Source organism: Paraburkholderia sp., from assembly GCF_024281035.1.
Lineage (GTDB): Bacteria > Pseudomonadota > Gammaproteobacteria > Burkholderiales > Burkholderiaceae > Paraburkholderia.
Map to the genome: position 1 here is coordinate 53,524 of NZ_JAMXLH010000008.1, position 22,745 is coordinate 76,268.

At 65.7% G+C, this 22,745-nt stretch carries 18 protein-coding genes and 1 pseudogene; 16 read left to right on the forward strand and 3 right to left on the reverse strand.

The features are described 5' to 3' along the window. The first annotated feature begins 78 nt into the window (after window positions 1-78). Genes Q0L30_RS02090 through Q0L30_RS02100 form a run of 3 tightly spaced genes read left to right on the forward strand, consistent with a single transcriptional unit; the run spans window position 79 to window position 3,027 of the window. Complete coding sequence (locus Q0L30_RS02090) at window positions 79-1,020, forward strand: carbohydrate ABC transporter permease (protein WP_296650533.1); 942 nt, start codon at window positions 79-81, stop codon at window positions 1,018-1,020. Beyond that, the gene (locus Q0L30_RS02095) at window positions 1,010-1,867 is read left to right on the forward strand and encodes a carbohydrate ABC transporter permease (protein WP_293041234.1); all 858 of its coding nucleotides are present in this window, start codon (window positions 1,010-1,012) and stop codon (window positions 1,865-1,867) included. The genes Q0L30_RS02090 and Q0L30_RS02095 overlap by 11 nt, the downstream gene beginning before the upstream one ends. A 41-nt stretch (window positions 1,868-1,908) precedes the next feature. Continuing rightward, window positions 1,909-3,027 (forward strand): ABC transporter ATP-binding protein, encoded by a 1,119-nt coding sequence (locus Q0L30_RS02100; RefSeq protein WP_296650537.1) that lies wholly within the window; start codon window positions 1,909-1,911, stop codon window positions 3,025-3,027. A gap of 121 nt (window positions 3,028-3,148) precedes the next feature. On the opposite strand, the gene Q0L30_RS02105 is transcribed toward Q0L30_RS02100, so the two are convergent. Together Q0L30_RS02105 and trxB are read right to left on the reverse strand one after the other, a co-directional pair. Next, the gene (locus Q0L30_RS02105; RefSeq protein WP_296650539.1) at window positions 3,149-3,946 is read right to left on the reverse strand and encodes a Smr/MutS family protein; all 798 of its coding nucleotides are present in this window, start codon (window positions 3,944-3,946) and stop codon (window positions 3,149-3,151) included. A gap of 251 nt (window positions 3,947-4,197) precedes the next feature. Beyond that, window positions 4,198-5,193 (reverse strand): thioredoxin-disulfide reductase, encoded by a 996-nt coding sequence (trxB, locus tag Q0L30_RS02110; protein WP_296650541.1) that lies wholly within the window; start codon window positions 5,191-5,193, stop codon window positions 4,198-4,200. A 507-nt stretch (window positions 5,194-5,700) separates the two neighbouring features. Between trxB and Q0L30_RS02115 the strand changes: the two genes are divergently transcribed. Both Q0L30_RS02115 and lolA read left to right on the forward strand, forming a co-directional pair. Further along, a complete protein-coding gene (locus tag Q0L30_RS02115) occupies window positions 5,701-8,028 on the forward strand; it encodes a DNA translocase FtsK (RefSeq protein WP_296650544.1) in 2,328 nt (775 codons plus the stop codon). A 37-nt stretch (window positions 8,029-8,065) separates the two neighbouring features. Further along, on the forward strand, window positions 8,066-8,782 hold the full coding sequence (gene lolA, locus Q0L30_RS02120; protein ID WP_296650545.1) for an outer membrane lipoprotein chaperone LolA: 717 nt from the start codon (window positions 8,066-8,068) through the stop codon (window positions 8,780-8,782). 137 nt (window positions 8,783-8,919) lie between these two features. Here lolA and Q0L30_RS02125 read toward each other — a convergent pair whose 3' ends face one another. Next, window positions 8,920-9,990, reverse strand: coding sequence for an MBL fold metallo-hydrolase (locus tag Q0L30_RS02125; protein WP_296650548.1), 1,071 nt, complete (start codon window positions 9,988-9,990; stop codon window positions 8,920-8,922). Window positions 9,991-10,220: 230 nt separating this feature from the next. Here Q0L30_RS02125 and Q0L30_RS02130 point away from each other — a divergent pair, with 230 nt between their 5' ends. The 11 genes and pseudogenes from Q0L30_RS02130 (at window position 10,221) to bioB (ending at window position 22,676) form a co-directional block, all read left to right on the forward strand. Next, window positions 10,221-10,685 (forward strand): MerR family DNA-binding transcriptional regulator, encoded by a 465-nt coding sequence (locus tag Q0L30_RS02130; RefSeq protein ID WP_296650551.1) that lies wholly within the window; start codon window positions 10,221-10,223, stop codon window positions 10,683-10,685. Between the two features lie 73 nt (window positions 10,686-10,758). Further along, the gene (gene aceK, locus Q0L30_RS02135; RefSeq protein WP_296650622.1) at window positions 10,759-12,621 is read left to right on the forward strand and encodes a bifunctional isocitrate dehydrogenase kinase/phosphatase; all 1,863 of its coding nucleotides are present in this window, start codon (window positions 10,759-10,761) and stop codon (window positions 12,619-12,621) included. Between the two features lie 28 nt (window positions 12,622-12,649). Further along, window positions 12,650-13,417 carry a carbonate dehydratase gene (gene can, locus Q0L30_RS02140; protein ID WP_296650553.1) on the forward strand — a complete coding sequence of 256 codons (768 nt, stop codon included), beginning with the start codon at window positions 12,650-12,652 and terminating at the stop codon, window positions 13,415-13,417. Then, window positions 13,410-14,603, forward strand: coding sequence for an acetyl-CoA C-acetyltransferase (locus Q0L30_RS02145; protein WP_296650556.1), 1,194 nt, complete (start codon window positions 13,410-13,412; stop codon window positions 14,601-14,603). The genes can and Q0L30_RS02145 overlap by 8 nt, the downstream gene beginning before the upstream one ends. A gap of 84 nt (window positions 14,604-14,687) precedes the next feature. Then, complete coding sequence (locus tag Q0L30_RS02150; protein WP_296650558.1) at window positions 14,688-15,365, forward strand: SDR family oxidoreductase; 678 nt, start codon at window positions 14,688-14,690, stop codon at window positions 15,363-15,365. A 99-nt stretch (window positions 15,366-15,464) separates the two neighbouring features. Then, complete coding sequence (locus tag Q0L30_RS02155; RefSeq protein WP_296650561.1) at window positions 15,465-15,917, forward strand: YchJ family protein; 453 nt, start codon at window positions 15,465-15,467, stop codon at window positions 15,915-15,917. 582 nt (window positions 15,918-16,499) lie between these two features. Beyond that, complete coding sequence (locus tag Q0L30_RS02160; protein WP_296650565.1) at window positions 16,500-17,900, forward strand: CocE/NonD family hydrolase; 1,401 nt, start codon at window positions 16,500-16,502, stop codon at window positions 17,898-17,900. Window positions 17,901-18,349: 449 nt separating this feature from the next. Next, window positions 18,350-19,705 (forward strand): adenosylmethionine--8-amino-7-oxononanoate transaminase, encoded by a 1,356-nt coding sequence (bioA, locus tag Q0L30_RS02165; protein ID WP_296650568.1) that lies wholly within the window; start codon window positions 18,350-18,352, stop codon window positions 19,703-19,705. Next, on the forward strand, window positions 19,705-20,901 hold the full coding sequence (bioF, locus tag Q0L30_RS02170) for an 8-amino-7-oxononanoate synthase (RefSeq protein ID WP_296650573.1): 1,197 nt from the start codon (window positions 19,705-19,707) through the stop codon (window positions 20,899-20,901). Before bioA ends, bioF begins: the two co-directional genes overlap by 1 nt. Before the next feature lie 8 nt (window positions 20,902-20,909). Then, window positions 20,910-21,527, forward strand: a pseudogene (gene bioD / locus Q0L30_RS02175) (dethiobiotin synthase); the annotation flags it as partial. A gap of 102 nt (window positions 21,528-21,629) precedes the next feature. Then, the gene (gene bioB / locus Q0L30_RS02180; protein WP_296650625.1) at window positions 21,630-22,676 is read left to right on the forward strand and encodes a biotin synthase BioB; all 1,047 of its coding nucleotides are present in this window, start codon (window positions 21,630-21,632) and stop codon (window positions 22,674-22,676) included. Window positions 22,677-22,745: the final 69 nt, after the last annotated feature.

Consider the following 22,745-nt stretch of genomic DNA (forward strand, 5'->3'; position numbering starts at 1 on the left):
GGCACCCTGGGCATGACGGTTCGAGCTGAACCCCTTCATCGTGCGAAGCCTCTTTCGCACCGTACCAGGAGTTGCGCAGTGACTGCTTCTCTTAGCGGCAATGGCAAGGCGGCGACGCCAACCGCCAGCCGCGTGTCGCCCCTGGCGGCGCTCGCAGACCGCTGGATCCCGAAGCTGGTGCTTTCGCCCAGCATCCTGATCAGCCTTGTGTTCGTCTACGGCTTCATCATCGTTACCGGCTATCTGTCGCTGTCCAATTCGAAACTGATGCCGCGTTACGAATTCGCCGGGCTCGCGCGTTACAGGGAACTGTTCGCGAACGATGTCTGGTGGACGTCCGCACAGAATCTCGGCTGGTTCGGCATTCCGTTCATCGGCATCTGTGTCGGGCTCGGCCTGTTCCTCGCGATCCTGCTCGACCAGCAGATTCGCCAGGAAGGTGCGCTGCGCGCGGTGTTTCTCTATCCGATGGCGCTGTCGTACATCGTGACCGGCACGGCCTGGCAATGGATCATGAATCCCGATCTCGGCATCCAGCGCGTGATGCACGACTGGGGCTGGACGAGCTTCGCGTTCGACTGGCTCGACAATCCGGACCGGGCGATCTTCTGTATCGTGATCGCGGCCGTGTGGCAGTCGACGGGCTTTTGCATGGCGCTCTTCCTTGCCGGGCTGCGCGGTGTCGATGCGGAAATCTTCAAGGCCGCCCAGGTGGATGGCGCGACGCTGCCGACGATCTATCGCAAGATCGTGATTCCCAGCATGCGTCCGGTGTTCTTCTCGGTGCTGCTGATTCTCTGCCACATCGCGATCAAGACCTTCGACCTCGTCGTCGCGTTGACTGCGGGTGGTCCGGGCACGGCGTCGTCGCTTCCGGCCATCTTCATGTACACGTTTTCGTTCAACCGCGGGCAGCTCGGCGTAGGCGCGGCCTCGTCGATCATGATGCTCGCAACCGTCGTGGCCGTGCTCGTGCCGCTGATGTACATGGAATCGAGGAGCACGCGCAATGCAGCCTAAGATGAAGGCAAGCCGCGTGGTCGTGTATGCGGCACTGATCCTGTTCGCGTTGTACTTCCTGTTCCCGCTCTACGTGATGCTGTCGACCTCGGTGAAGAGTCTCGACCAGCTGCACACGGGCAACATGCTCACGCTGCCGACGCATCCGAGCTTCGCGCCGTGGGTGAAAGCGTGGAGCGAGGCATGCACCGGCGTGCGTTGTGACGGCATGCAGCCGTTCTTCATGAATTCGGTGAAGATGGTGATCCCCGCCGTGCTGATCTCGTCGATCATCGGCGCGTTCAACGGCTACGTGCTCACGCACTGGCGTTTTCGCGGCGCGGACGGCCTGTTCACGATGCTGCTGGTCGGCTGTTTCATTCCGTTTCAGGCGATCCTGCTGCCGATGGCGCGACTCGAGGGCTTCCTCGGCCTCTCGAACACGATCGGCGGCCTCGTGCTCGTGCACGTCGTGTACGGCATCGCGTTCACCACGATGTTCTTCCGCAACTTCTACGTGAGCGTGCCCGCCGAACTCGTGAAGGCCGCGCGCATCGACGGCGCCGGATTCTTCATGATCTTCACGCGCATCATGCTGCCGATCTCGCTGCCGATCTTCATGGTGTGCCTGATCTGGCAATTCACGCAGATCTGGAATGACTTCCTGTTCGGTATCGTGTTTTCAGGCGTCGATTCGATGCCGATCACGGTCGCGCTGAACAATCTCGTGAACACGTCCACGGGCGTGAAGGAATACAACGTCGACATGGCCGGCGCGATCATCGCCGCGCTGCCCACGCTGCTCGTCTACGTGATCGCCGGCCGCTACTTCGTGCGTGGCCTCACGGCGGGCGCGGTGAAGGGATGACAAGGGTCGAAACGCCCACGTTTGAATAAAGGATTCACAGTATGGCAAGCCTTTCCATTCGCGACGTCTACAAGACCTACCCGAACGGTGTGCCCGTCCTGAAGGGCGTCAACATCGATATCGAAGACGGTCAGTTCCTGATCCTCGTCGGCGGCTCGGGCTGCGGGAAGTCGACGCTGCTCAACATGATCGCCGGCCTCGAAACGGTCACCAAGGGCGAGATCTCCATCGACGGCAAGGTCGTGAACGAACTGTCGCCGAAGGACCGCGACATTGCGATGGTGTTCCAGTCGTACGCGCTCTATCCGTCGATGACGGTGCGCGAGAACATCTCGTTCGGCCTGAATATCCGCAAGGTGCCGAAGACCGAGCAGACGCAGATCGTCGATCGCGTGTCGAGCATGCTGCAGATCCAGCATCTGCTCGACCGCAAGCCTGGCCAGCTCTCGGGCGGCCAGCGCCAGCGCGTCGCGATGGGCCGTGCGCTCGCGCGCGATCCGGTGATGTTCCTCTTCGACGAGCCGCTGTCGAACCTCGATGCGAAGCTGCGCATCGAAATGCGCTCGGAAATCAAGCTGCTGCATCAGCGCCTCGGCACGACGATCGTCTACGTGACGCACGACCAGATCGAGGCGATGACGCTCGGCGACCGCATCGCGGTGATGAAGGACGGCATCGTCCAGCAGTTCGGCGCGCCGCAGGATATCTACGATTCGCCGTCGAATCTGTTCGTGGCGGGCTTCATCGGCGCGCCGCCGATGAACTTCATCGACGGCAAGCTCGTGGAGCAAGGCTCGGGCGTCGGTCTCGAACTCGATACGGGTGTGGCACGCGGCGTGCTGAATCTGCCGTTCCAGGCGAACAGCCTACGCGCCAATGTCGGCCAGGACGTCGTGCTCGGCCTGCGCCCGGAGCGCATTACCGATACGCGCAGCTCGCACGACGGTCACGGCCACGCATTGCAGCGTCACACGGTGATGGTCGACGTGATCGAGCCGACCGGACCCGATACGCTCGTGTTCGCGCAGGTCAACGGAAAGCGCGTCGTGAGCCGCGTGCACCCGGGCTCGAACCCGCAGCCGCTCAACCAGATGGAACTGTTGTTCGACGTTTCGAAGGCGGTGCTGTTCGATCCGAAGACGGAAGCGCGTATCGCCTGATATGGCCTGATATCGCCCGATCGCGTCGTTCGCAATGCAATCAAAAGGCCTCACGCGCGGATTCGCGCGTGAGGCCCTTTTTTTGGTTCATCGAGGATGACCGGAAACCGGCGCGCGCCGGTTAGCGCGGTGTATGGGCGCCAGCCGGGCCGACCGGATGCGGCTGCAGCAGCACGAGCACCGCGCCTGCGCCGCCGTCGTGCGGCCGCGCCTGGCAGAACGCGATCACTTCCTCCTTCTGCACGAGCCACGTGCGGACCTTGCCTTTGAGCACCGGCTCCTTGCCGGCGGAGCCGAGCCCCTTGCCGTGAATCACGCGCACGCAGCGCAGCCCGCGCTTGCCGGCTTCGCGGATGAAGGTCTGCATCGCCTCGCGCGCTTCCTCGCGGCGCATGCCGTGCAGGTCGAGTTGCGCCTGCACGATCCACGTACCGCGCCGCAGCTTCTTCACGACCTCGGCGCTGATGCCGGGGCGGTGGTAGTAAAGCGAGTCGTCGGTGTCGAGCAGCGCTTCCGGATCGAAGTCGTCGGAGATGGCTTCGTGCAGCACCGCCTGTTCGTCGCGCTGCGTCTGGATCGGCAGCGGCACGGGCTGCGCGCGGCGCGCCGACGTGCGCTCGGGCGCCTTTAACGGCGCAATGGAGCCCATTTCGCGGCGGAACATCTCGCTGTCGGCGGCGGCTTCGGTGCGGGCCGCCTGCGCGGCCGCGCGTTCGCGCTCGCGCTCGCGGGTCTGCACCTTCAAGGCGTCGCGCAGGCTGCCGAGCCCCGCGAAGCCCGTGGCGGGCTTGCCGGCTTCGGACGTTCCCGCGGACGTCGCAGCAGACGTTGCCGCGGCGGAAACGGACGTGGTGGAAGGGTTGGGGCGGGGCGCGGCGGGGCGCTTGGGCTCGCCGGGATGGGGCACGTTCTTCGGCATGGCGTGAGGCGCTTTCGGGTTCGTTCGGGTTCGATCGCGGCGGGGCGCGTTGGGGTGCATTGCGGCGCGCGGCGTGCGTGGCGCGCATGACGCAACAGCGTGCCGCAACGACAGCGCTACGACGACGCGATGGCGACGCGCGGCGCAAAAGAAAAGGGCCGCCGGCTGGCTGGCCGCGGCCCTCGTTCCAGTGCGCCGACAGGCTTCAGATCGCTATTCTAGCGGTCCGCCGCTGCGCACGGGTGCTGTTCTCAACGTTCGGCTTCTGCGCTCATGACGTGCGGCTGGCCGAGCTCGTGGATGCTCTCGAGATAGCGCTGTGCGTCGAGCGCGGCCATGCAGCCCGTGCCGGCGCTCGTGATCGCCTGGCGATAGACGTGGTCCTGCACGTCGCCCGCCGCGAACACGCCCGGCACGTTCGTGCCGGTGGCATTGCCGTTCATGCCGCCGTTCGTGATGATGTAGCCGTTGTTCATCTTCAGCTGGCCTTCGAAGATATCGGTGTTCGGCTTGTGGCCGATCGCGACGAACACGCCTTGCAGGTCGAGGTCGGTCGTCGCATCCGTCTTCACGTTCTTGATGCGCAGGCCGTTCACGCCGCCGTCGTCGCCCTTGACTTCGTCGATCACGTGATCCCACTTGATGTCGACCACGCCTTCCTTTTCCTTGTCGAGCAGGCGGTCGATCAGGATCGGCTCGGCGCGGAACTTGTCGCGGCGATGGATCACCGTCACCTTCTTCGCGATGCCCGCGAGGTACAGCGCCTCTTCGACAGCCGTGTTGCCGCCGCCCACCACGGCGACGTGCTGGTTGCGGTAGAAGAAGCCGTCGCAGGTCGCGCAGGCCGAGACGCCGCGGCCCATGAAGAGCTCTTCGCTCGCCAGGCCGAGGTACTGCGCCGATGCGCCGGTCGCGATGATCAGCGAGTCGCACGTGTACTCGCCCGAGTCGCCGATCAGGCGGATCGGCTTTTCATCGAGCTTGGCCGTGTGAATGTGGTCGAACACGATTTCCGTGTTGAAGCGCTCGGCGTGGGCGAGAAAACGCTGCATCAGCTCCGGGCCCTGCACGCCGTCCGCGTCCGCGGGCCAGTTCTCGACGTCGGTCGTGGTCATGAGCTGGCCGCCTTGCGCGAGGCCGGTGATGAGGAGCGGCGAGAGATTTGCGCGCGCGGCATAGACGGCAGCGGTGTAGCCGGCGGGGCCGGAACCGAGAATCAGCACTTTGGCGTGTTTGGTTGCAGACATGGTCGAAATCCGAAGAAAAACGCGGCGATTGACACTGTAAAGCGGCAAGATCGCCCGGCAGTGTGGGGGGCACAACTCTATGTGGGCGTTAGGGCGCAATTATAAAGGCCGGGGGCGACTGCCGCCTCATCAAGCGTTCCGATCGCGCCGATAGCCAAAATCGCCCGCCAGTCACCGGCGAATCACCAGCGAATCGCGGATGCGCGCGGCATGGCTCGCGCGGCCCGGCGTGCCGTGCGGCGGAACGCTCGATGAGGCGGCGCGGGCCGCGCACGGGCAGTCCGCGCGCGACAATGCACTACGACCAATGCGCGACAACACGCCACGGGTGCGAGCCCGAGCCTTGCGGGCCGGCGCCGCTGTTGCCGGTAACCCTCATTTACAGCCGGGGCCGAAACAACGCGTTTACAATAGGCCGGATCGGGCGACGGCGGCCGCGCGAGTCCGCTGCACCTACTCGCAGCGGGCGCGGGCCGCGAACGCATCAAGGATCAGCACCAGGATTCAATGGCCAAAGCTCCCTATTCCGTGCAGGCGCAGGCGTTGCCGCACCGCATGTCACGTCTACTCACCGAGATCCGCTGGATCCTTCAGGTGGCGCTCGGCGTGTTCCTGCTGATGGCGCTCATCAGTTACAACCGCCGCGACCCGAGCTGGACCCACGCCACCCACGTCGATCACATCGCGAACTGGGCGGGACGCGTCGGCGCGTGGACCTCGGACATCCTGCTGCTGCTGTTCGGCCTTTCGGCCTACTGGTGGGTCGCGCTGCTCGCGCGGCGCATCGCCGCGAACTACCGGCGCATCACGCGCCAGGAAGGGTTCGATGACGCGGGCGATGCGGGCGACACGCCGCGCGACCATAGCTGGATTGCCGAAGGCTTTGCGTTCGTGCTCGTGCTGCTCGCCAGCAATGGCATCGAGGCGCTGCGCATGTGGTCGCTCAGGGTGCAGCTGCCGCGCGCGCCGGGCGGCGTCGTGGGCGAAGCCGTGGCGCGCGGCGTCTCGCACGCGCTCGGCTTCACGGGCGGCACGCTCGCGCTGCTCGTGGTGCTCGCAATCGGTTTGTCGCTCTATTTCCGCTTCTCGTGGCTCTCGGTCGCCGAACGGGTCGGCGAGGCGCTCATCAACGCCGTCACGTTCGCGCGGATGCGGCGCGAGGAAGGGCGCGATCGCAAGCTCGGCGAGGCCGCGGCGGTCAAGCGCGAAGGCAAGGTCGAGCGCGGCCGCGTGAAGATCGAGGATCACGAGCCGGTCATGATCGTGCCGCCGGTCGTGACGCCGCAGCGCTCGGAGCGGGTCGAAAAGGAGCGCCAGGTGCCGCTTTTCACGGACCTGCCGGGCGATTCCACGCTGCCGGCGATTGCGCTGCTCGATCCGGCGCCCGCCGTGCAGGAAACCATCTCCGACGAAACGCTCGAATTCACCTCGCGCCTCATCGAAAAGAAGCTCAAGGATTTCGGCATCGAAGTCGCCGTGGTGGCCGCCTATCCGGGTCCGGTCGTCACGCGTTACGAAATCGAACCGGCAACGGGCGTGAAGGGCAGCCAGATCGTGAATCTCGCGAAGGATCTCGCGCGCTCGCTGTCGCTCGTGTCGATCCGCGTCGTCGAGACGATTCCGGGCAAGAATTTCATGGCGCTCGAACTGCCGAACCAGCGCCGCCAGACGGTGCGCCTCTCGGAGATTCTCGGTTCGGCCGTGTATGCCGACGCAGCGTCGGCGCTCACGATGGGCCTCGGCAAAGACATCGGCGGCAAGCCAGTGTGCGCCGATCTCGCAAAGATGCCGCACCTGCTCGTGGCCGGCACGACCGGTTCGGGCAAGTCGGTCGGGATCAACGCGATGATCCTCTCGCTCCTCTACAAGGCGAGCGCCGAGCAGGTCCGCATGATCCTGATCGACCCGAAGATGCTCGAAATGAGCGTCTACGAGGGCATTCCGCATCTGTTGTGTCCGGTCGTCACGGACATGCGCCAGGCCGGCAACGCGCTGAACTGGACCGTCGCCGAAATGGAGCGCCGCTACAAGCTCATGAGCAAGCTGGGCGTGCGTAATCTGGCCGGTTTCAACAACAAGATCGAGGAAGCGGGCAAGCGCGAGGAGAAGCTTCCGAATCCGTTCAGCCTCACGCCGGACGATCCGGAACCGCTCGACAAGCTGCCGCACATCGTCGTCGTGATCGACGAACTGGCCGACCTCATGATGGTGGTCGGCAAGAAGGTCGAAGAGCTGATCGCGCGCATCGCGCAAAAAGCGCGCGCGGCGGGCATTCACCTGATCCTGGCCACGCAGCGTCCGTCCGTCGACGTGATTACCGGTCTCATCAAGGCCAACGTGCCGACCCGCATGGCGTTCCAGGTTTCCTCGAAGATCGACTCGCGCACGATTCTCGACCAGATGGGCGCCGAGTCGCTGCTCGGCATGGGCGACATGCTCTACCTGCCGCCCGGCAGCGGCTTGCCGGTGCGCGTGCACGGCGCGTTCGTCTCCGACGACGAAGTGCACCGCGTGGTCGAAAAGCTCAAGGAGCAGGGCGAGCCGAGGTATATCGAGGGCCTGCTCGAAGGCGGCACGGCGGGCGAGGGCGACGAAGGCTCGGCGGGCGCGGGAACCAGCGGCACCGGCGACGAGTCCGACCCGCTTTACGACCAGGCCGTCGAAGTGGTGATCAAGAACCGGCGCGCGTCGATTTCGCTCGTGCAGCGGCACCTGCGCATTGGCTATAACCGGGCAGCTCGGCTGCTCGAACAGATGGAGCAGTCGGGGCTCGTCTCCGCGATGTCGTCGAACGGCAACCGCGAGATTCTCGTCCCCACGCGCGAGACCGAATGAGGCCGCGCGCTTCCCTTTCCTCATGGAGAACGAATTGATGCAGTTCCAGGCAGGTCTTTCCACCCGTCTCGTTCAAGTGGGCGCCCGTGCGGCGCGCACGTGCGCGCTCGCGCTCGGCGTGTCCGTGCTGATGGCGTCGCACGCGTTCGCGGGCGGCACCGATCAGCTCAAACAGTTTGTCGCGCAGGTGCATTCGGCGCGCGGCGAGTTCGTGCAGCGCGAGCTGAAAGTGCCCTCGGGCGCGGCGAACGCGAGTGAGGCGATCGCCACGGCCACGGCGAACGCGAAGACTTCGAGCGGCACGTTCGTCTTCGCACGGCCGGGCAAGTTCATCTGGCAATACGTGAAGCCGTATCAGCAGCTTCTGCAGTCGGACGGCGAAAACCTCTTCGTCTACGACAAGGACCTGAACCAGGTCACCGAGCGCAAGCTCGGCGGCGCGCTCGGCGCGAGCCCGGCGGCGATCCTGTTCGGTAGCAACGATCTGGAGAAGAATTTCACGCTGCGCGACGCGGGCGTGAAGGGCGGCATCGACTGGCTGGAGCTGATTCCGAAGGCGAAGGACACGCAGTTTCAGAGCGTCGGCATCGGCTTTCGCGACGGCAATCTGCAGGCGATGGAACTGCACGACGTGTTCGGCAACGTGACGCTGCTCACGTTCTCCAACATTCAGAAGAATCCGTCGCTGAGCGCGTCGGCATTCAAGTTCGTCCGGCCCGCGGGCTCTGATCTCGTGACCGGCGGCGATAACTGACCCGCGCGTGTGACCGGCACGGCGCCAGAAAGCCAATAGAAACAGAAACGGGCGGCTCATTGCGAGCCGCCCGTTTGTTTTCTGTTGCGCGCTTTCGGGAAATGGCAGCGGATCGGGCCTGAAAATCAAGCCTTAAATCAGGCCGAAAAGCGGATCACGCCGTCCGCGCCGGTCGCGCGCCTGAGCTTGCCCGCGAGCCAGAGCAGATGCAGGTGCGCGAGCGCTTCGCCCATCGCGAAGGTCATCTGGTGGATGTCGAGTTCGCGCCTGAACATGAGCGGCACGATGTCGGCGGCGCTGCGCGGCTTCGCCGTGCACGCTTCCATGACTTCGGCGAGGCGCGCATCGTGGTGCGCGCGCAGTTGCGCGACGCGCGTGCGCACGCCGCGAAACGGCTTGCCGTGCGCGGGCAGCACGAGCGTGTCTTCGGCCATCGTCTCGTAGCGTCCGAGCGATTCGAGGTACTGGCCGAGCGGATTGGCTTCCGGCTCCATTTCGAACACGGAGACATTGGTCGAGATGCGCGGCAGCACCATGTCGCCGGACAGCAGCACGCCGGTTTGCTCGCACCACAGCGCGCAATGCTCCGGCGAATGACCGAAGCCTGTGACGACGCGCCACGCGCGAGCGCCGATCGTCACGACGTCGGCTTCGCGCAGGCGGCGGAATTGCGTCGGCAGCGCGGGCACGAGGTTCGCGTAGTAGCCGCTGCGGTTGCGCAGCTTGTCCTGCGATTGCGCATCCACGAGGCCGTGCAGCCCGAAGTGACGCGCCGCACTTTCGCCGCCTGCGTTCGAACCCGCGCCCGACGCCATCACGCGCGCGCTCGTGTATTCGCCGAGCGTCGCCCAGAGGCGCACGTTCCAGCGCTGCTTGTCGCCGCCCGTGCAGATCCACTGCGCGAGCCCGATGTGGTCGGGATGGCAGTGCGTGACGAGCACGCGCAGCACCGGCAGGCCTTCGAGCGCCGTGTCGAACACCTGCTCCCAGTGCGCCTTGATCGTGTCGCTGGCGATGCCGCAATCCACCACGGTCCAGCCTGGCTGGCCGTCGATCTCGTCGCGCAGCAGCCACAGGTTGATGTGATCGAGTGCGAACGGCAGCGGCATGCGCAGCCACTTGACGCCGGGGGCGACGTCGAAGACGTGGCCGGGTTCCGGCAGGGTGTCGGCGTACGGATAGTCGAGCTGGTGTTCGAGAGCGTTCATTGCGGGTGTCTTCTCCTTTGTCGTCGCCGCGGGCACAGCTGGCTTTCCGGCATGGTCGCCGCGTTGCACCAATCCCGCAAGCTGATATATCGCACCCCGAGCGCACCCCGAGCGCGCCCTGATTGCGCCCCGGTTGCACAACCGGCAGGTTGACGATAACGTAAGCGTCGATTCTATCGTTCAATGCACGGCCCTGCTGGCGGCAGCGGGCCTGCCGTTCACTGCTCACCATGACCCAGTACACGATTAGCGAACTTGCCCGCGAATTCGACGTGACGCCGCGCGCGATCCGTTTCTACGAGGACCAGGGCCTGCTCGCACCCAGCCGGGAGGGCGCGGGTGGCCTCAAGCGCGTGTTTTCGGGGCGGGACCGCACGCGCTTGCGCCTCACGCTGCGCGGCAAGCGGCTTGGTTTTACGCTGTCGGAGATCCGCACGCTGCTCGATCTGTACGATTCGCCGACCGACACGCTCTCGCAGTTGCAGGCGTTTCTCGATGCGGTCGTGCGCCACCGCGAGATCCTGGAGCGCCAGCGCGCCGATCTCGACGCCACGCTCGAAGATCTCGCGCAGTACGAGACGCAGGCGCGCGAACTGCTCGCGCGAGCCGATTCGCGTGAAAACAAAGCGACAAACGAAGCAACAAACGAAGCGGCAAACGAAGCGACAAGCGAAGCGGCAGACGCGCGGAAGTAGCCGCGTCCGCCATCCGGTTCATTGAAGGCGTTGCTTCATGACGCACGTTACAGACAAAGGCGGCAAGGCCGCGATGAAACACTTCCCGAAACTGCTCTCGTCGCAGATTGGCTTCGACGTTGCGCAGACGATACTCGAGGGCTTCAACCGCCACTACGGCAATTTCTGCGACGCGGCGGTGCGCGCGAAGGGGCTGTTCGAGTCGGCGGACTGGCACGGCGTGCAGCGGCTCGCGCGCGAGCGCATCGCGTCGTACGACGAGCGCGTCAAGCACTGCGTGGTGACGCTGGAAGACGAGTACGACGCGGAAACCATCGACGGCGAAGTGTGGCAGCAGATCAAGCTGCACTACATCGGCTTGCTCACGACGCACCGGCAGCCCGAGTGCGCCGAAACGTTCTTCAACTCGGTGTGCTGCAAGATCCTGCATCGCTCGTACTTCAACAACGACTTCATCTTCGTGCGGCCCGCGATTTCGACGGAATACATCGAAAACGACGAGCCTGCGGCGAAGCCGGCCTACCGCGCGTATTACCCCGGCAAGGACGGCCTTGCGGCGACCTTCGAGCGCATCGTCACGAACTTCCAGCTGGAGACGCCGTTCGAGGACCTCGCGCGCGACGTGCAGTGCGTGCTGCGCGCGCTGCGCGACACCTTCGGCGAAGTCGAGCCGAAGCCCAATTTCCAGATTCACGCGCTGTCGTCGCTGTTCTTTCGCAACCAGTCGGCGTACGTGATCGGGCGCATCATCAACGGCGATCTGCTCGCGCCATTCGTCCTGCCGATCCGCCATGTGGCGGGCGGCCGGCTCGCGCTCGACGCCGTGCTGCTGCGCCCCGAGCAACTGCTCGTGATGTTCAGCTTCGCGCATTCGTATTTTCTCGTCGACATGGGCGTGCCGTCGGCCTACGTCGAGTTTTTGCGCACGATCATGCCGCTCAAGCCCAAGGGCGAGATTTACACGTCGCTCGGGTTGCAGAAGCAGGGCAAGAATCTCTTCTACCGCGATCTGCTGCACCATCTTTCGTATTCGTCGGACCGGTTCGTCACTGCGCCCGGCATTCGCGGCATGGTGATGATCGTGTTTACGCTGCCGTCGTTTCCGTACGTGTTCAAGGTCATCAAGGACAGCTTTCCCGCGCCGAAGGAAACCACGCGTGAAGAGGTCGAGGCGAAGTATCAGCTCGTCAAGCGCCACGACCGTCTGGGGCGTCTTGCCGATACGCTCGAATATTCGAGCGTCGCGCTGCCTGTCGCGAGGCTCGATGAAGCGCTCGTGCGCGAACTGGAACAGTCCGCGCCGTCGATGATCGAGTACGAGGGCGACAATCTCGTGATCCGCCACCTGTATATCGAGCGCCGCATGGTGCCGCTCAACCTGTGGCTGCAGAACGGCAGCGACGCACAGATCGAGCACGGCATCCGCGAATACGGCAATGCGGTCAAAGATCTGATGCGCGCCAACATCTTCCCGGGCGACATGCTGTACAAGAATTTCGGCGTCACCCGCCACGGCCGCGTGGTGTTCTACGACTACGACGAAATCGAATACCTGACCGATTGCAACGTCCGCGCAGTGCCCAAACCGCGTAATGAGGAAGACGAATTGTCGAGCGAGCCGTGGTACTCAATTGGCCCGCGCGATATTTTTCCCGAGACCTATCGTACGTTCCTGCTCGGCGACCCGCGTGTGCAACGCTACTTCCTCGCGTATCATCCGGACTTCTTCGACCCGGCGCTCTGGCAAGAGAGCAAGGCGCGACTCATCGCGGGCGAAGTGCCGGACGTTTTTCCCTACGATCCGTCGATGCGCTTTTGCGTGCGCTACCCGGAAAGCTATCTGAAGGGCGAACCGGGCGGTGAACCGGGTCTTGAACCGGGTCTTGAACTGCAAGGCGAACTGAAAGAAGCCCCCGCGGCGGCGCGCGTCGCCTGACGCTCACGGATCAACCAGCTGAAACGACATGACAACCATCCCTGACAATCCGCTTGCTCAACTGTTCGAGAACAACGAAAAGTGGGTCACCGCGCGTCTCGCCGCCGATCCCGAGTACTTTTCGCGCCTCGCGCACCAGCAAGCGCCCGAATACCTGTGGATCGGCTGCTCCGATTCCCGCGTGCCTGCGAACCAGATCATCGGCCTGCCGCCGGGCGAGGTGTTCGTCCATCGCAACATCGCGAACGTCGTCGTGCACACCGACCTCAACTGTCTTTCGGTGATCCAGTTCGCCGTCGATCTGCTCAAGGTGAAGCACATCATGGTAGTCGGCCACTACGGCTGCTCGGGCGTGGGTGCGGCGCTGCACGGCAAGCGCATCGGCCTCGCCGACAACTGGCTTCATCACGTCCAGGACGTGCGCGGCAAGCACGCGGCGCTGCTCGAAGAGTGGCCGATGGGCGACGCGCGCCATCGCCGCCTCGTCGAGTTGAACACGATCGAACAGGTCGCGAACACGTGCCGCACGACCATCGTCGGCGATGCGTGGGCGCGCGGCCAGTCGCTCACGGTGCATGGCTGGGCCTACGGCGTCCACGACGGGCGCGTGCGCGACCTGGGCATGACCGTCAGCGGGCCGCAACAATTGCAGGAGACGTATGAGCGTTGTGTCGCGGGTGTGTCCGCGCATCGCGCCCATGAGGCAGATAACGACGTCGTTGCCGCGGACGCCGCCCGTCTTGGCGATGTGCCGGCCGTCGTCGCAGGAGTCATCAAGGAGCTTAAACATGAGTGAGACATTGAAGGACCCGATCGTCATCGTTTCGGCGGCGCGCACGCCGATGGCCGCTTTCCAGGGCGATTTCGCCTCGCTGGCGGCGCCGCAGCTGGGCGCAGCAGCGATTGCGGCAGCCGTCGAGCGCGCGGGCCTCGCGCCCGCGCAGATCGACGAAGTCGTGATGGGCTGCGTGCTGCCCGCCGGGCAGGGCCAGGCGCCCGCGCGCCAGGCGGCGCTCGGCGCGGGCTTGCCGCTCGCAACCGGCGCGACGACCGTCAACAAGATGTGCGGCTCGGGCATGCGTGCGGCGATGTTTGCGCACGACATGCTGCTGGCCGGCTCGGTGGACGTGATCGTCGCGGGCGGGATGGAGAGCATGTCGAATGCGCCGTACCTGCTGCCGAAAGCGCGCGCGGGCATGCGCATGGGCCACGGCCAGGTGCTCGACCATATGTTTCTCGACGGGCTCGAAGATGCCTACGACAAGGGCCGCCTGATGGGCACCTTCGCCGAGGAGTGCGCGAGCGAGTACGACTTCTCGCGCGAGGGCCAGGATGCGTTCGCGATCGAGTCGCTCAAGCGCGCGAAGCGCGCCAACGAGGACGGTTCGTTCGCGTGGGAAATCGCGCCGGTGAAGGTCGCGTCGCGCGCGGGCGAAACGACGATCTCGCGCGACGAGCAGCCGTTCAAGGCCAATCTCGACAAGATTCCGACGCTCAAGCCCGCGTTCAGCAAGACCGGCACGGTGACGGCGGCGAATTCGTCGTCGATTTCGGACGGCGCGGCGGCACTCGTGCTGATGCGCGAATCGACGGCCAGGCGCCTTGGCGTGACGCCGCTCGCGCGTGTGGCGGGTCATTCGACCTTCGCGCAGCAGCCGTCGAAGTTCACGACCGCGCCGGTCGGCGCGATTGCGAAGCTCTTCGAGAAGACCGGCTGGCGGGCGAACGACGTCGATCTCTACGAGATCAACGAGGCGTTCGCCGTGGTCACGATGGCCGCGATGAAAGAGCACGACCTGCCGCACGACAAGGTCAACGTCAACGGCGGCGCGTGTGCGCTCGGCCACCCGATCGGCGCATCGGGCGCGCGCATTCTCGTCACGCTGATCGGCGCGCTGCGCGCGCGCGGCGGCAAGTGCGGCGTCGCGACCCTGTGCATCGGCGGCGGCGAGGCGACGGCGATGGGCGTCGAATTGCTGTAACGCGAGCGATCTGCGGTAGGCTGTCTATCGGCGCGCGGCCTCGTGATCCAGCGGCCGCGCGCGACAGAAAACCGGGGTGGCGACATGAAAACAGCGTTGATCGTAGGTGCGTCGCGCGGCCTTGGCCGCGAGTTTGCGCAGCAGTATGCGAAGGCGGGCTGGCGTGTGCTCGCCACGGCGCGCACCAGCGCCGCGCTGGAAGAACTGGGCAGGCACAGCGTGCGGCCGTTTCAGCTCGACATCACGCGGCCCGACGAGATCTCGGCGCTCGGCGCGAAGCTCGAAGGCGAGCGGCTCGACGTGGTGCTCATCGTGTCGGGCGTCTACGGCCCGCGCACCGAGGGCGTCGAAACGATCTCGGCCGACGATTTCGATCGCGTGATGAGCACGAACGTGCGCGGTCCGATGCAGCTGATTCCGGTGCTGCTGCCGCTCGTCGATGCGGCCAACGGCGTGCTGGCCGTGCTGTCGAGCCGCATGGGCAGCATCGGGCAGACGACGGGCACGACGGGCTGGCTCTATCGCGCGAGCAAGGCGGCGCTTAACGACGTGATCAAGATCACCTCGCTCCAGACGCGCCGCGCCACCTGCATCGCGCTGCATCCGGGCTGGGTGCGCACCGACATGGGCGGACCGCAGGCGGCGATCGACGCCGTGCGTAGCGTTACGGGCATGCGCGAGGTGATTGCCGAAGCGGCGGCCGCACGCGACGTGTTCAACGGTCGCTTTTTCCAGTACGACGGCACCGAACTCGACTGGTGACGTATCGATCCCGGACCGCGCCGGCCGTCGCGGTCTTTTTGCTCGACGGGCACGTGCGGCGCGCGCCGCCCGAACGGATTTTTCCCCGATTTTCTCTCGATGAACGCTGAAACTTCGCGCGCCGCACGGCCCGCCGATTGTCCGTGCGGCGGCGCCGCGCCGAACCTGAAAGCCACCGCGCAGCCGCCGCGCTATGCGGCGTGCTGCGGCCGTTTTATCGACGCGGGCGCACTGCCCGAAACGGCGCTCGAACTGATGCGCTCGCGCTATACGGCCTACGTACTCGGCGAGAGCGCGTATCTGCGCGCAACCTGGGCGCTCGAAACGTGCCCGCCGGATCTCGACGTGGATCCGTTGGCGCCCGATGCGCCGCGCTGGCTTGGACTCGCAATCAAACGCCATGAGCAGACGGATGCAGCGCATGCGATCGTCGAGTTCGTCGCGCGTTACAAGACCGGAGGCCGCGCTTCGCGGCTGCATGAAGTGAGCCGTTTCACGCGCGCAGAGGATGGCCGCTGGCGTTATGTCGACGGCGACGTCACGGACACCTGAATGCCTGCACGCGCGAGCGCCAATCCCCCGCGCGCCCACTGCAACGCACCCATGTTTGAATACATCGGCTTGAATGCGCAAGCGCCTGGTTCCCCGGGTTGTTCCGGAATTTGTGCGGGAGGCGTGCGACGAATGTGCGCGCGCGAAATGACCTGATTCGCCCGGGCGCCACGCCCTGCGGGGCACACGTCGCGCTGGCATGTGTTATGCCGGGAAACCCCTGTATTGCGCAGCAATAAATGGTTGTGCGACTATGAAATCACGGTGTTCGCAGCTCGCATAAGTCAGAGGTAAACAAGGCTTGTGCGTTCGGTGCGCGATTTGGCCAACCGGCAGTTTTGCTTCGAGGTTTTGCTTCGATCACGACGCCCGGTTCTGGTCCGAAACGGTGCACGGCGAGCATCACCGGGGCGCGATGCACGATTGCTGCGCGTTTCGGTAGTGGTGTTCCGATTGGCTTTTCCCGTGAAAGGTTGCCCAGGCACGTGTCTTGCGACATGCGCAGCGGCTGCCGTCGCGCCGGAAATCGGGCCGGCCGGAGTAAGACGGATTCAACAAGGATTCTCGCGGGCGGGTTGGCGCATGGCGTTCAAAAAGCTACTGACCGGTTGGGTGTTGGCTGGCACGGCGTGTGTCTTTTCGGTCGCGCACGCCGCATCGCTTGCAGATCCGCAAGGACCGCACCGCGTCGCGCCGGTTTCGGCCGCCGCAGCAAACGTTCAACACGCCGAACCGGTCTCGGCCGGGCCACTCGGCAGCGCCAATGTCCCGCGTCTCGCGCTCGACGACAGCTGGCTGCCTGCCGTGCGCGCCGACATGAACGCGCGGGTGATCCGCATTCCTGTCGACGCCGATGGCGACATCACGCTCGAAACCACGATTTACCGCCCGGAAGGCCCCGGCCCTTTTCCGATGGTGGTGTTCAATCACGGCAAGATTCTCGGCGACCCGCGTAATCAGGCGCGCAGCGACCCCGTTTCGTTCGCGCGCGAATTCGTGCGGCGCGGCTATGTGGTCGTCGCGCCGAACCGCCGCGGCTTCGCGGGCTCGGGCGGCGACTACGTACAGGACGGCTGCGATGTGGCGAGCAATGGACTCGACCAGGCTGCCGACGTCGCCGCGACCGTCGCCTACATGTCGAAGCAGCCGTACGTCGATGCGAACCACATCGTGGTGGCGGGAACGTCGCACGGCGGTTTGGCGACGATTGCCTACGGCACCGAAGCCGCGCAGGGCGTGCGCGCGCTCATCAACTTCTCGGGCGGCCTGCGCCAGGACACCTGCAAGGGCTGGCAGGACAACCTGACCCAGGCCTTCGGCGGCTACGGCGGCAAGGCGCGCGTGGCGTCGCTCTGGCTCTACGGCGACAACGATTCGGTGTGGACGCGCGATCTCGTCACGCGGATGTACGCGGCGTACCACGATGCACAGACCGCGGAAGCGCTGCCCGCTGCGAGCGCGAAGCTCGTCGATTTCGGCGCGTACAAGAACGACGCGCATCGGCTGGTGGGCGACCGCGACGGCGTGAAGATCTGGTGGCCGCAGGTCGAGGTGTTCCTCGCCCGCGCGGGCATGCCGACCGCGGTCGAATATCGCGTGGCGGAGCCTGCCGCGCCGCACGGCACGGGCTATGCCGCCATCGATTCGGTGAGCGCGGTGCCGTTCCTCGACGCGGATGGCCGCAGCGGCTACCGTAACTTCCTCTCGCAGTATTCGAGCCGCGCGTTCGCGGTGTCCGATTCGGGCGCGTGGTCGTGGGCCGAAGGCGGCGACAATCCCATGGCCATCGCCATCGCGAACTGCCAGAAGCACAGCAACGACGCGTGCCATCTTTACGCGGTCGACAACGCCGTGGTCTGGTCCAACGACGCAGCGATTGCCGCGCGCAACGACGCCAGCGCGGGAGTGGTGCCTGCCGTCGCTTCTACCGTGGATTCCCCCGATATCGCCGTTCACGACGATCACTCGCTCGCAAGCCGTTAAGCACTTCCTTACACAGCGCGCGGTGTGATGCGCGCGCTGTGCATCGCCTGATTCAATTCCCTTCGCCTGTCTGGCCCTGGCCGGCCCGATCTGGCCCGGCCCGGCCTGGCCATCGCGCTCGTCTGCACGCTGCCTGGCGGCGCGGGCCGCCAGGCTTGTCTCGCACCCTCAGATCACCAGATTCTGCTTGCGCCTCGCCCGGCGCGTGCGTTCCGGTTCTGCGCAGCGCGCGGTTTTTCTGTCCCTCCCACAGATTTTTTTGCGTAAGCGCAGGTCACTTTGCCGTCGTCTTCTGCGGCCATTTCCGGCCTTCATTGAAGATCCGTTCCGTGCTGCCGGGAACGGCGCCGAACATCGCCGTGCCGTGCCGCGCAAGGCATTTTTGGGGGTAGTGCATTGCGCAGGCGTTCGCGCTACTCTCGGTCCCGCTGTCGTTTCGGGAGTCGTATTTGAATCAGCATTCCAACCTTGCCAGCGATAGCTGGGTTGCGCGCAGCCTGCGCGCCGTCTGGCATCCGTGCACCCAGATGAAGCACCACGAACGCGTGCCGCTCGTTCCCGTCGCGCGTGGCGAAGGGCCGTGGCTCTACGACCGCGACGGGCGGCGTTATCTCGACGCGGTCAGTTCGTGGTGGGTCAACCTGTTCGGCCACGCCAATGCGTCGATCAACGCGGCGCTCAAGGCGCAGCTCGATACGCTCGAACATGTGATGCTCGCGGGTTGCACGCACGAACCCGCCGTCGAACTCGCCGAGCGGCTCTCCGCGCTCACCGGTCACACGCTCGGCCATGCGTTTTTCGCGTCGGATGGCGCATCGGCCGTGGAAATCGCACTGAAGATGAGCTTTCATGCCTGGCGCAATCAGGGTGAAAGCGACAAGCGTGAATTCGTCTGTCTGGCGAACAGCTATCACGGCGAGACGATCGGCGCGCTGGGTGTGACCGATGTGAAGATCTTCCGGGATGCATACGATCCGTTGCTCCATCACGCCCATGTCGTGGCGTCGCCCGATGCGCGCGCCGCAGGCGAGGGCGAATCGGCTGCCGACGTGGCGCGGCGCGCCCTGGCCGACGTGGAGAAACTGTTCGCGGCGCGCAGCGCGCACATCGCCGCGCTGATCGTCGAGCCGCTCGTGCAGTGCGCGGCAGGCATGGCCATGCACGATCCTGAGTACCTCAAGGGCCTGCGCGCGCTGTGCGACCGCTATCGCGTGCACCTGATCGCCGACGAAATCGCCGTGGGCTGCGGCCGCACGGGCACGTTCTTCGCGTGCGAGCAGGCGGGCATCTGGCCCGATCTGCTGACGCTTTCGAAGGGCATCAGCGGCGGCTATCTGCCGCTCTCGATCGTGCTCTCCCGCGATGCGATTTTCGACGCCTTTTACGATAACGACACCACACGCGGCTTTCTCCATTCGCATTCGTACACGGGCAATCCGCTCGCGTGCCGCGCGGCGCTCGCGACGCTCGATCTGATCGAGCAGGGCGATGTGCTGGCCGCGAACGCGCGCAAGTCGGCGCGCCTGCGTGAAGCGTTCGAGCCGCTCGCGTCGCATCCGCTCGTGCGCAACCTGCGCCAGCGCGGCACGATTCTCGCGTTCGACGCCCGGATCGACGATGCAGCACGCGCGGCCACGTTCTCGCGACGCTTCTTCGAGCAGGCGCTCAAGCGCGAGTTGCTGCTGCGGCCGATCGGCACGACCGTGTACGTCATGCCGCCGTACATCCTCGATGAAGACACCCAGACACTGCTCGCCGAACGCACGCGCGAGACATTTGACGCCGTCGTGGCGGAGGACCTCTGATGCAGTTGCTGGACACACTTGAACAGGGCTTGCGCGAACTGGATGCGCGCGGCCTGCGCCGCCGCCGCCGCACGCTCGACACGCCTTGCGACGCACACATGCGCGTCGATGGCGTCGATATGATCGGCTTCGCGAGCAACGACTACCTCGGCCTTGCCGCGCATCCGCAACTCGTGGCCGCGCTCGCGGCAGGCTCGCAGCGCTACGGCGCGGGCAGCGGCGGCTCGCATCTGCTCGGCGGGCATTCGCGCGCGCATGCGCAACTCGAAGACGATCTCGCGCAATTCGCGGGCGGCTTCGTGGACGACGCGCGCGCGCTGTACTTCAGCACCGGCTACATGGCGAACCTCGCGGTGGTGACGGCGCTGGCCGGGCGCGGCACGACGCTCTTCTCGGACGAGCTGAATCACGCGTCGCTGATCGACGGCGCGCGCCTCTCGCGCGCGGATATCCAGATCTATCCGCACGCCGATGTCGACGCGCTGGGCACCATGCTCGACGCGTCCGGCGACGGCCCGAAAGTGATCGTCAGCGACACCGTGTTCAGCATGGACGGCGACGTCGCGCCGCTTGCGCGCCTCGTCGAACTCGCCGAGCGGCACCACGCGTGGCTCATCGTCGACGACGCACACGGCTTCGGCGTGCTCGGCCCGCAAGGGCGCGGCGCAGTCGCCGAAGCGGCGTTGCGCTCGCCCAATCTCGTGATGGTCGGCACGCTCGGCAAGGCCGCGGGCGTGGCCGGTGCATTCGTCGCGGCGCATGCGACGGTCTGCGAATGGCTCGTGCAGCGTGCGCGCCCGTATATCTTCACGACGGCCTCGGCGCCGTCCGTTGCGCATGCGGTGTCGGCGAGCCTGCGCATCATCGCCGGCGAGGAGGGCGATGCGCGGCGCGCGCACCTGCGCAAGCTGATCGACCGCACGCGCGCCATCCTCAAGGAGACGCGCTGGACGCCGGTCGATTCGCAGACGGCCGTGCAGCCCCTCGTGATCGGCGCCAACGACGCGACGCTCGCGCTTCAAGCCGCACTCGAACGCGACGGTCTCTGGGTGCCCGCGATCCGTCCGCCGACCGTACCGGCGGGCACGTCGCGGCTGCGCATTTCGCTCTCGGCCGCGCACTCCGAAGCCGATATCGAACGCCTGCATGCGTCGCTGCAACGCGCGAGCCGCGAAGCGCAGGAGCGCGCGCAATGAGTGCGGCGATGTCGTTTTTCGTGGCCGGCACGGATACGGAAATCGGCAAGACATTCGTGAGCGCCGCGTTGTTGCGCGGCTTCGCGCGCGCGGGCCTGCGCGCCGCGGGCATGAAACCCGTGGCGGCGGGCGCGTTCGAGCGTGACGGCGTATGGCACAACGACGACGCCGATCAGCTCGATGCCGTCGCGAGCGTGCTGCTGCCGCCCGAGCTGCGCACGCCGTATCTGCTGAAAGAGGCGGCCGCGCCGCATATCGCCGCCGCGCTCGAAGGCGTGACGCTCGACCTCGATCGCATCGTGGCGTGCTTCCGGCAGGTGCGCGAGCGCGCGGACGTGGTCGTGGTGGAAGGCGTGGGCGGCTTTCGCGTGCCGCTCGACGCGACGCGCGACACGGCCGATCTCGCCGTCGCGCTCGGCTTGCCCGTGGTGCTCGTCGTGGGGATGCGGCTTGGCTGCATCAGCCACGCGCTGCTCACCGCCGAGGCGATTGCCGCGCGCGGCCTGACCATCGCGGGCTGGGTCGCGAACCGGATCGATCCGGCCATGACATTCCCCGAAGAAAACATCGCTGCGCTACGCGAGCGCCTCGCCGCGCAAGCCGGCGCGCCGCTCCTTGGCGTCGTGCCGCATCTGCGCGGCGCGAGCGCCGACGACGCTGCTACCCATCTCGACATCGATGCGCTGATGCATCCTGCTACAACACTGTCACGAAGGACCCACGACATCATGACTCAAACTCTCCTCGCGAACGCCGCGGATACCGAGCCAAAACAGCCGGGCGCCGCGCGCTGGCGCGTGGCCGACATCGTCGCGCTCTACGACCTGCCGTTCAACGACCTGATGTTTCGCGCACAACAGGTGCATCGCGAGCATTTCGACGCAAACGCCATGCAGCTTTCGACGCTTCTGTCGATCAAGACCGGCGGCTGCGAAGAGGACTGCGCCTACTGCCCGCAGTCGTCGCATCACGACACGGGCGTCGACGCCAGCAAGCTGATGGAAGTCGAAGCGGTGCTGAAGGCGGCCAGCGCGGCGAAGGCCAATGGCGCGACGCGCTTTTGCATGGGCGCGGCGTGGCGCAATCCGAAGGACCGTCATATCGAGCCGATCAAGGCCATGATTCGCGGCGTGAAGGAGATGGGGCTCGAAACCTGCATGACGCTCGGCATGCTCGACACGCAGCAGGCGAACGAACTCGCCGATGCGGGCCTCGACTACTACAACCACAACCTCGACACGTCGCCGGAGTTCTACGGGCAGATCATCTCGACGCGCACGTACCAGGACCGCCTCGACACGCTGGAGCGCGTGCGCGATGCGGGCATCAACGTGTGCTGCGGCGGCATTGTCGGCATGGGCGAGTCGCGCCGCGAGCGTGCGGGCCTGATCGCTCAACTGGCGAACCTGGAGCCGTATCCGGATTCGGTGCCGATCAACAATCTCGTGCAGGTGCACGGCACGCCGCTCGAAGGCACCGACGCGCTCGATCCGTTCGAGTTCGTGCGCACGATTGCGGTCGCGCGCATCACGATGCCGAAGGCGATGGTCCGCCTCTCGGCGGGACGCGAGCAGATGGACGACGCGCTGCAGGCGCTGTGCTTCATGGCCGGTGCGAATTCGATCTTCTACGGCGATCATCTGCTCACGACCAGCAATCCCCAGGCCGAAGCGGACCGCAAGCTGCTCGCGCGGCTCGGCATTCGCACGGAAGCCGCCGAGCAGTTGCCGGCGCCGGAGGCCGCGCAGCACAGTTGCTGCGGTCAGTGCGGATGATGTGAGCGCGGGGTCGGCGCGTAAAGCAGTTCGAAACGCGCCCATGATGAAAAACGCCACGTTGCGAGT

Excerpts from the sequence above, each read along its gene's own strand:
- trxB (WP_296650541.1), bottom strand. The coding sequence starts at position 5,193 with ATGTCTGCAACCAAACACGCCAAAGTGCTGATTCTCGGTTCCGGCCCC.
- Q0L30_RS02130 (WP_296650551.1), top strand. The coding sequence starts at position 10,221 with ATGACCCAGTACACGATTAGCGAACTTGCCCGCGAATTCGACGTGACG.
- Q0L30_RS02095 (WP_293041234.1), top strand. The coding sequence starts at position 1,010 with ATGCAGCCTAAGATGAAGGCAAGCCGCGTGGTCGTGTATGCGGCACTG.
- Q0L30_RS02125 (WP_296650548.1), bottom strand. The coding sequence starts at position 9,990 with ATGAACGCTCTCGAACACCAGCTCGACTATCCGTACGCCGACACCCTG.
- Q0L30_RS02115 (WP_296650544.1), top strand. The coding sequence starts at position 5,701 with ATGGCCAAAGCTCCCTATTCCGTGCAGGCGCAGGCGTTGCCGCACCGC.
- Q0L30_RS02105 (WP_296650539.1), bottom strand. The coding sequence starts at position 3,946 with ATGCCGAAGAACGTGCCCCATCCCGGCGAGCCCAAGCGCCCCGCCGCG.
- bioF (WP_296650573.1), top strand. The coding sequence starts at position 19,705 with ATGCAGTTGCTGGACACACTTGAACAGGGCTTGCGCGAACTGGATGCG.
- Q0L30_RS02160 (WP_296650565.1), top strand. The coding sequence starts at position 16,500 with ATGGCGTTCAAAAAGCTACTGACCGGTTGGGTGTTGGCTGGCACGGCG.
- lolA (WP_296650545.1), top strand. The coding sequence starts at position 8,066 with ATGCAGTTCCAGGCAGGTCTTTCCACCCGTCTCGTTCAAGTGGGCGCC.
- Q0L30_RS02150 (WP_296650558.1), top strand. The coding sequence starts at position 14,688 with ATGAAAACAGCGTTGATCGTAGGTGCGTCGCGCGGCCTTGGCCGCGAG.
- bioB (WP_296650625.1), top strand. The coding sequence starts at position 21,630 with ATGACTCAAACTCTCCTCGCGAACGCCGCGGATACCGAGCCAAAACAG.
- Q0L30_RS02155 (WP_296650561.1), top strand. The coding sequence starts at position 15,465 with ATGAACGCTGAAACTTCGCGCGCCGCACGGCCCGCCGATTGTCCGTGC.
- Q0L30_RS02145 (WP_296650556.1), top strand. The coding sequence starts at position 13,410 with ATGAGTGAGACATTGAAGGACCCGATCGTCATCGTTTCGGCGGCGCGC.
- can (WP_296650553.1), top strand. The coding sequence starts at position 12,650 with ATGACAACCATCCCTGACAATCCGCTTGCTCAACTGTTCGAGAACAAC.
- Q0L30_RS02100 (WP_296650537.1), top strand. The coding sequence starts at position 1,909 with ATGGCAAGCCTTTCCATTCGCGACGTCTACAAGACCTACCCGAACGGT.
- aceK (WP_296650622.1), top strand. The coding sequence starts at position 10,759 with ATGAAACACTTCCCGAAACTGCTCTCGTCGCAGATTGGCTTCGACGTT.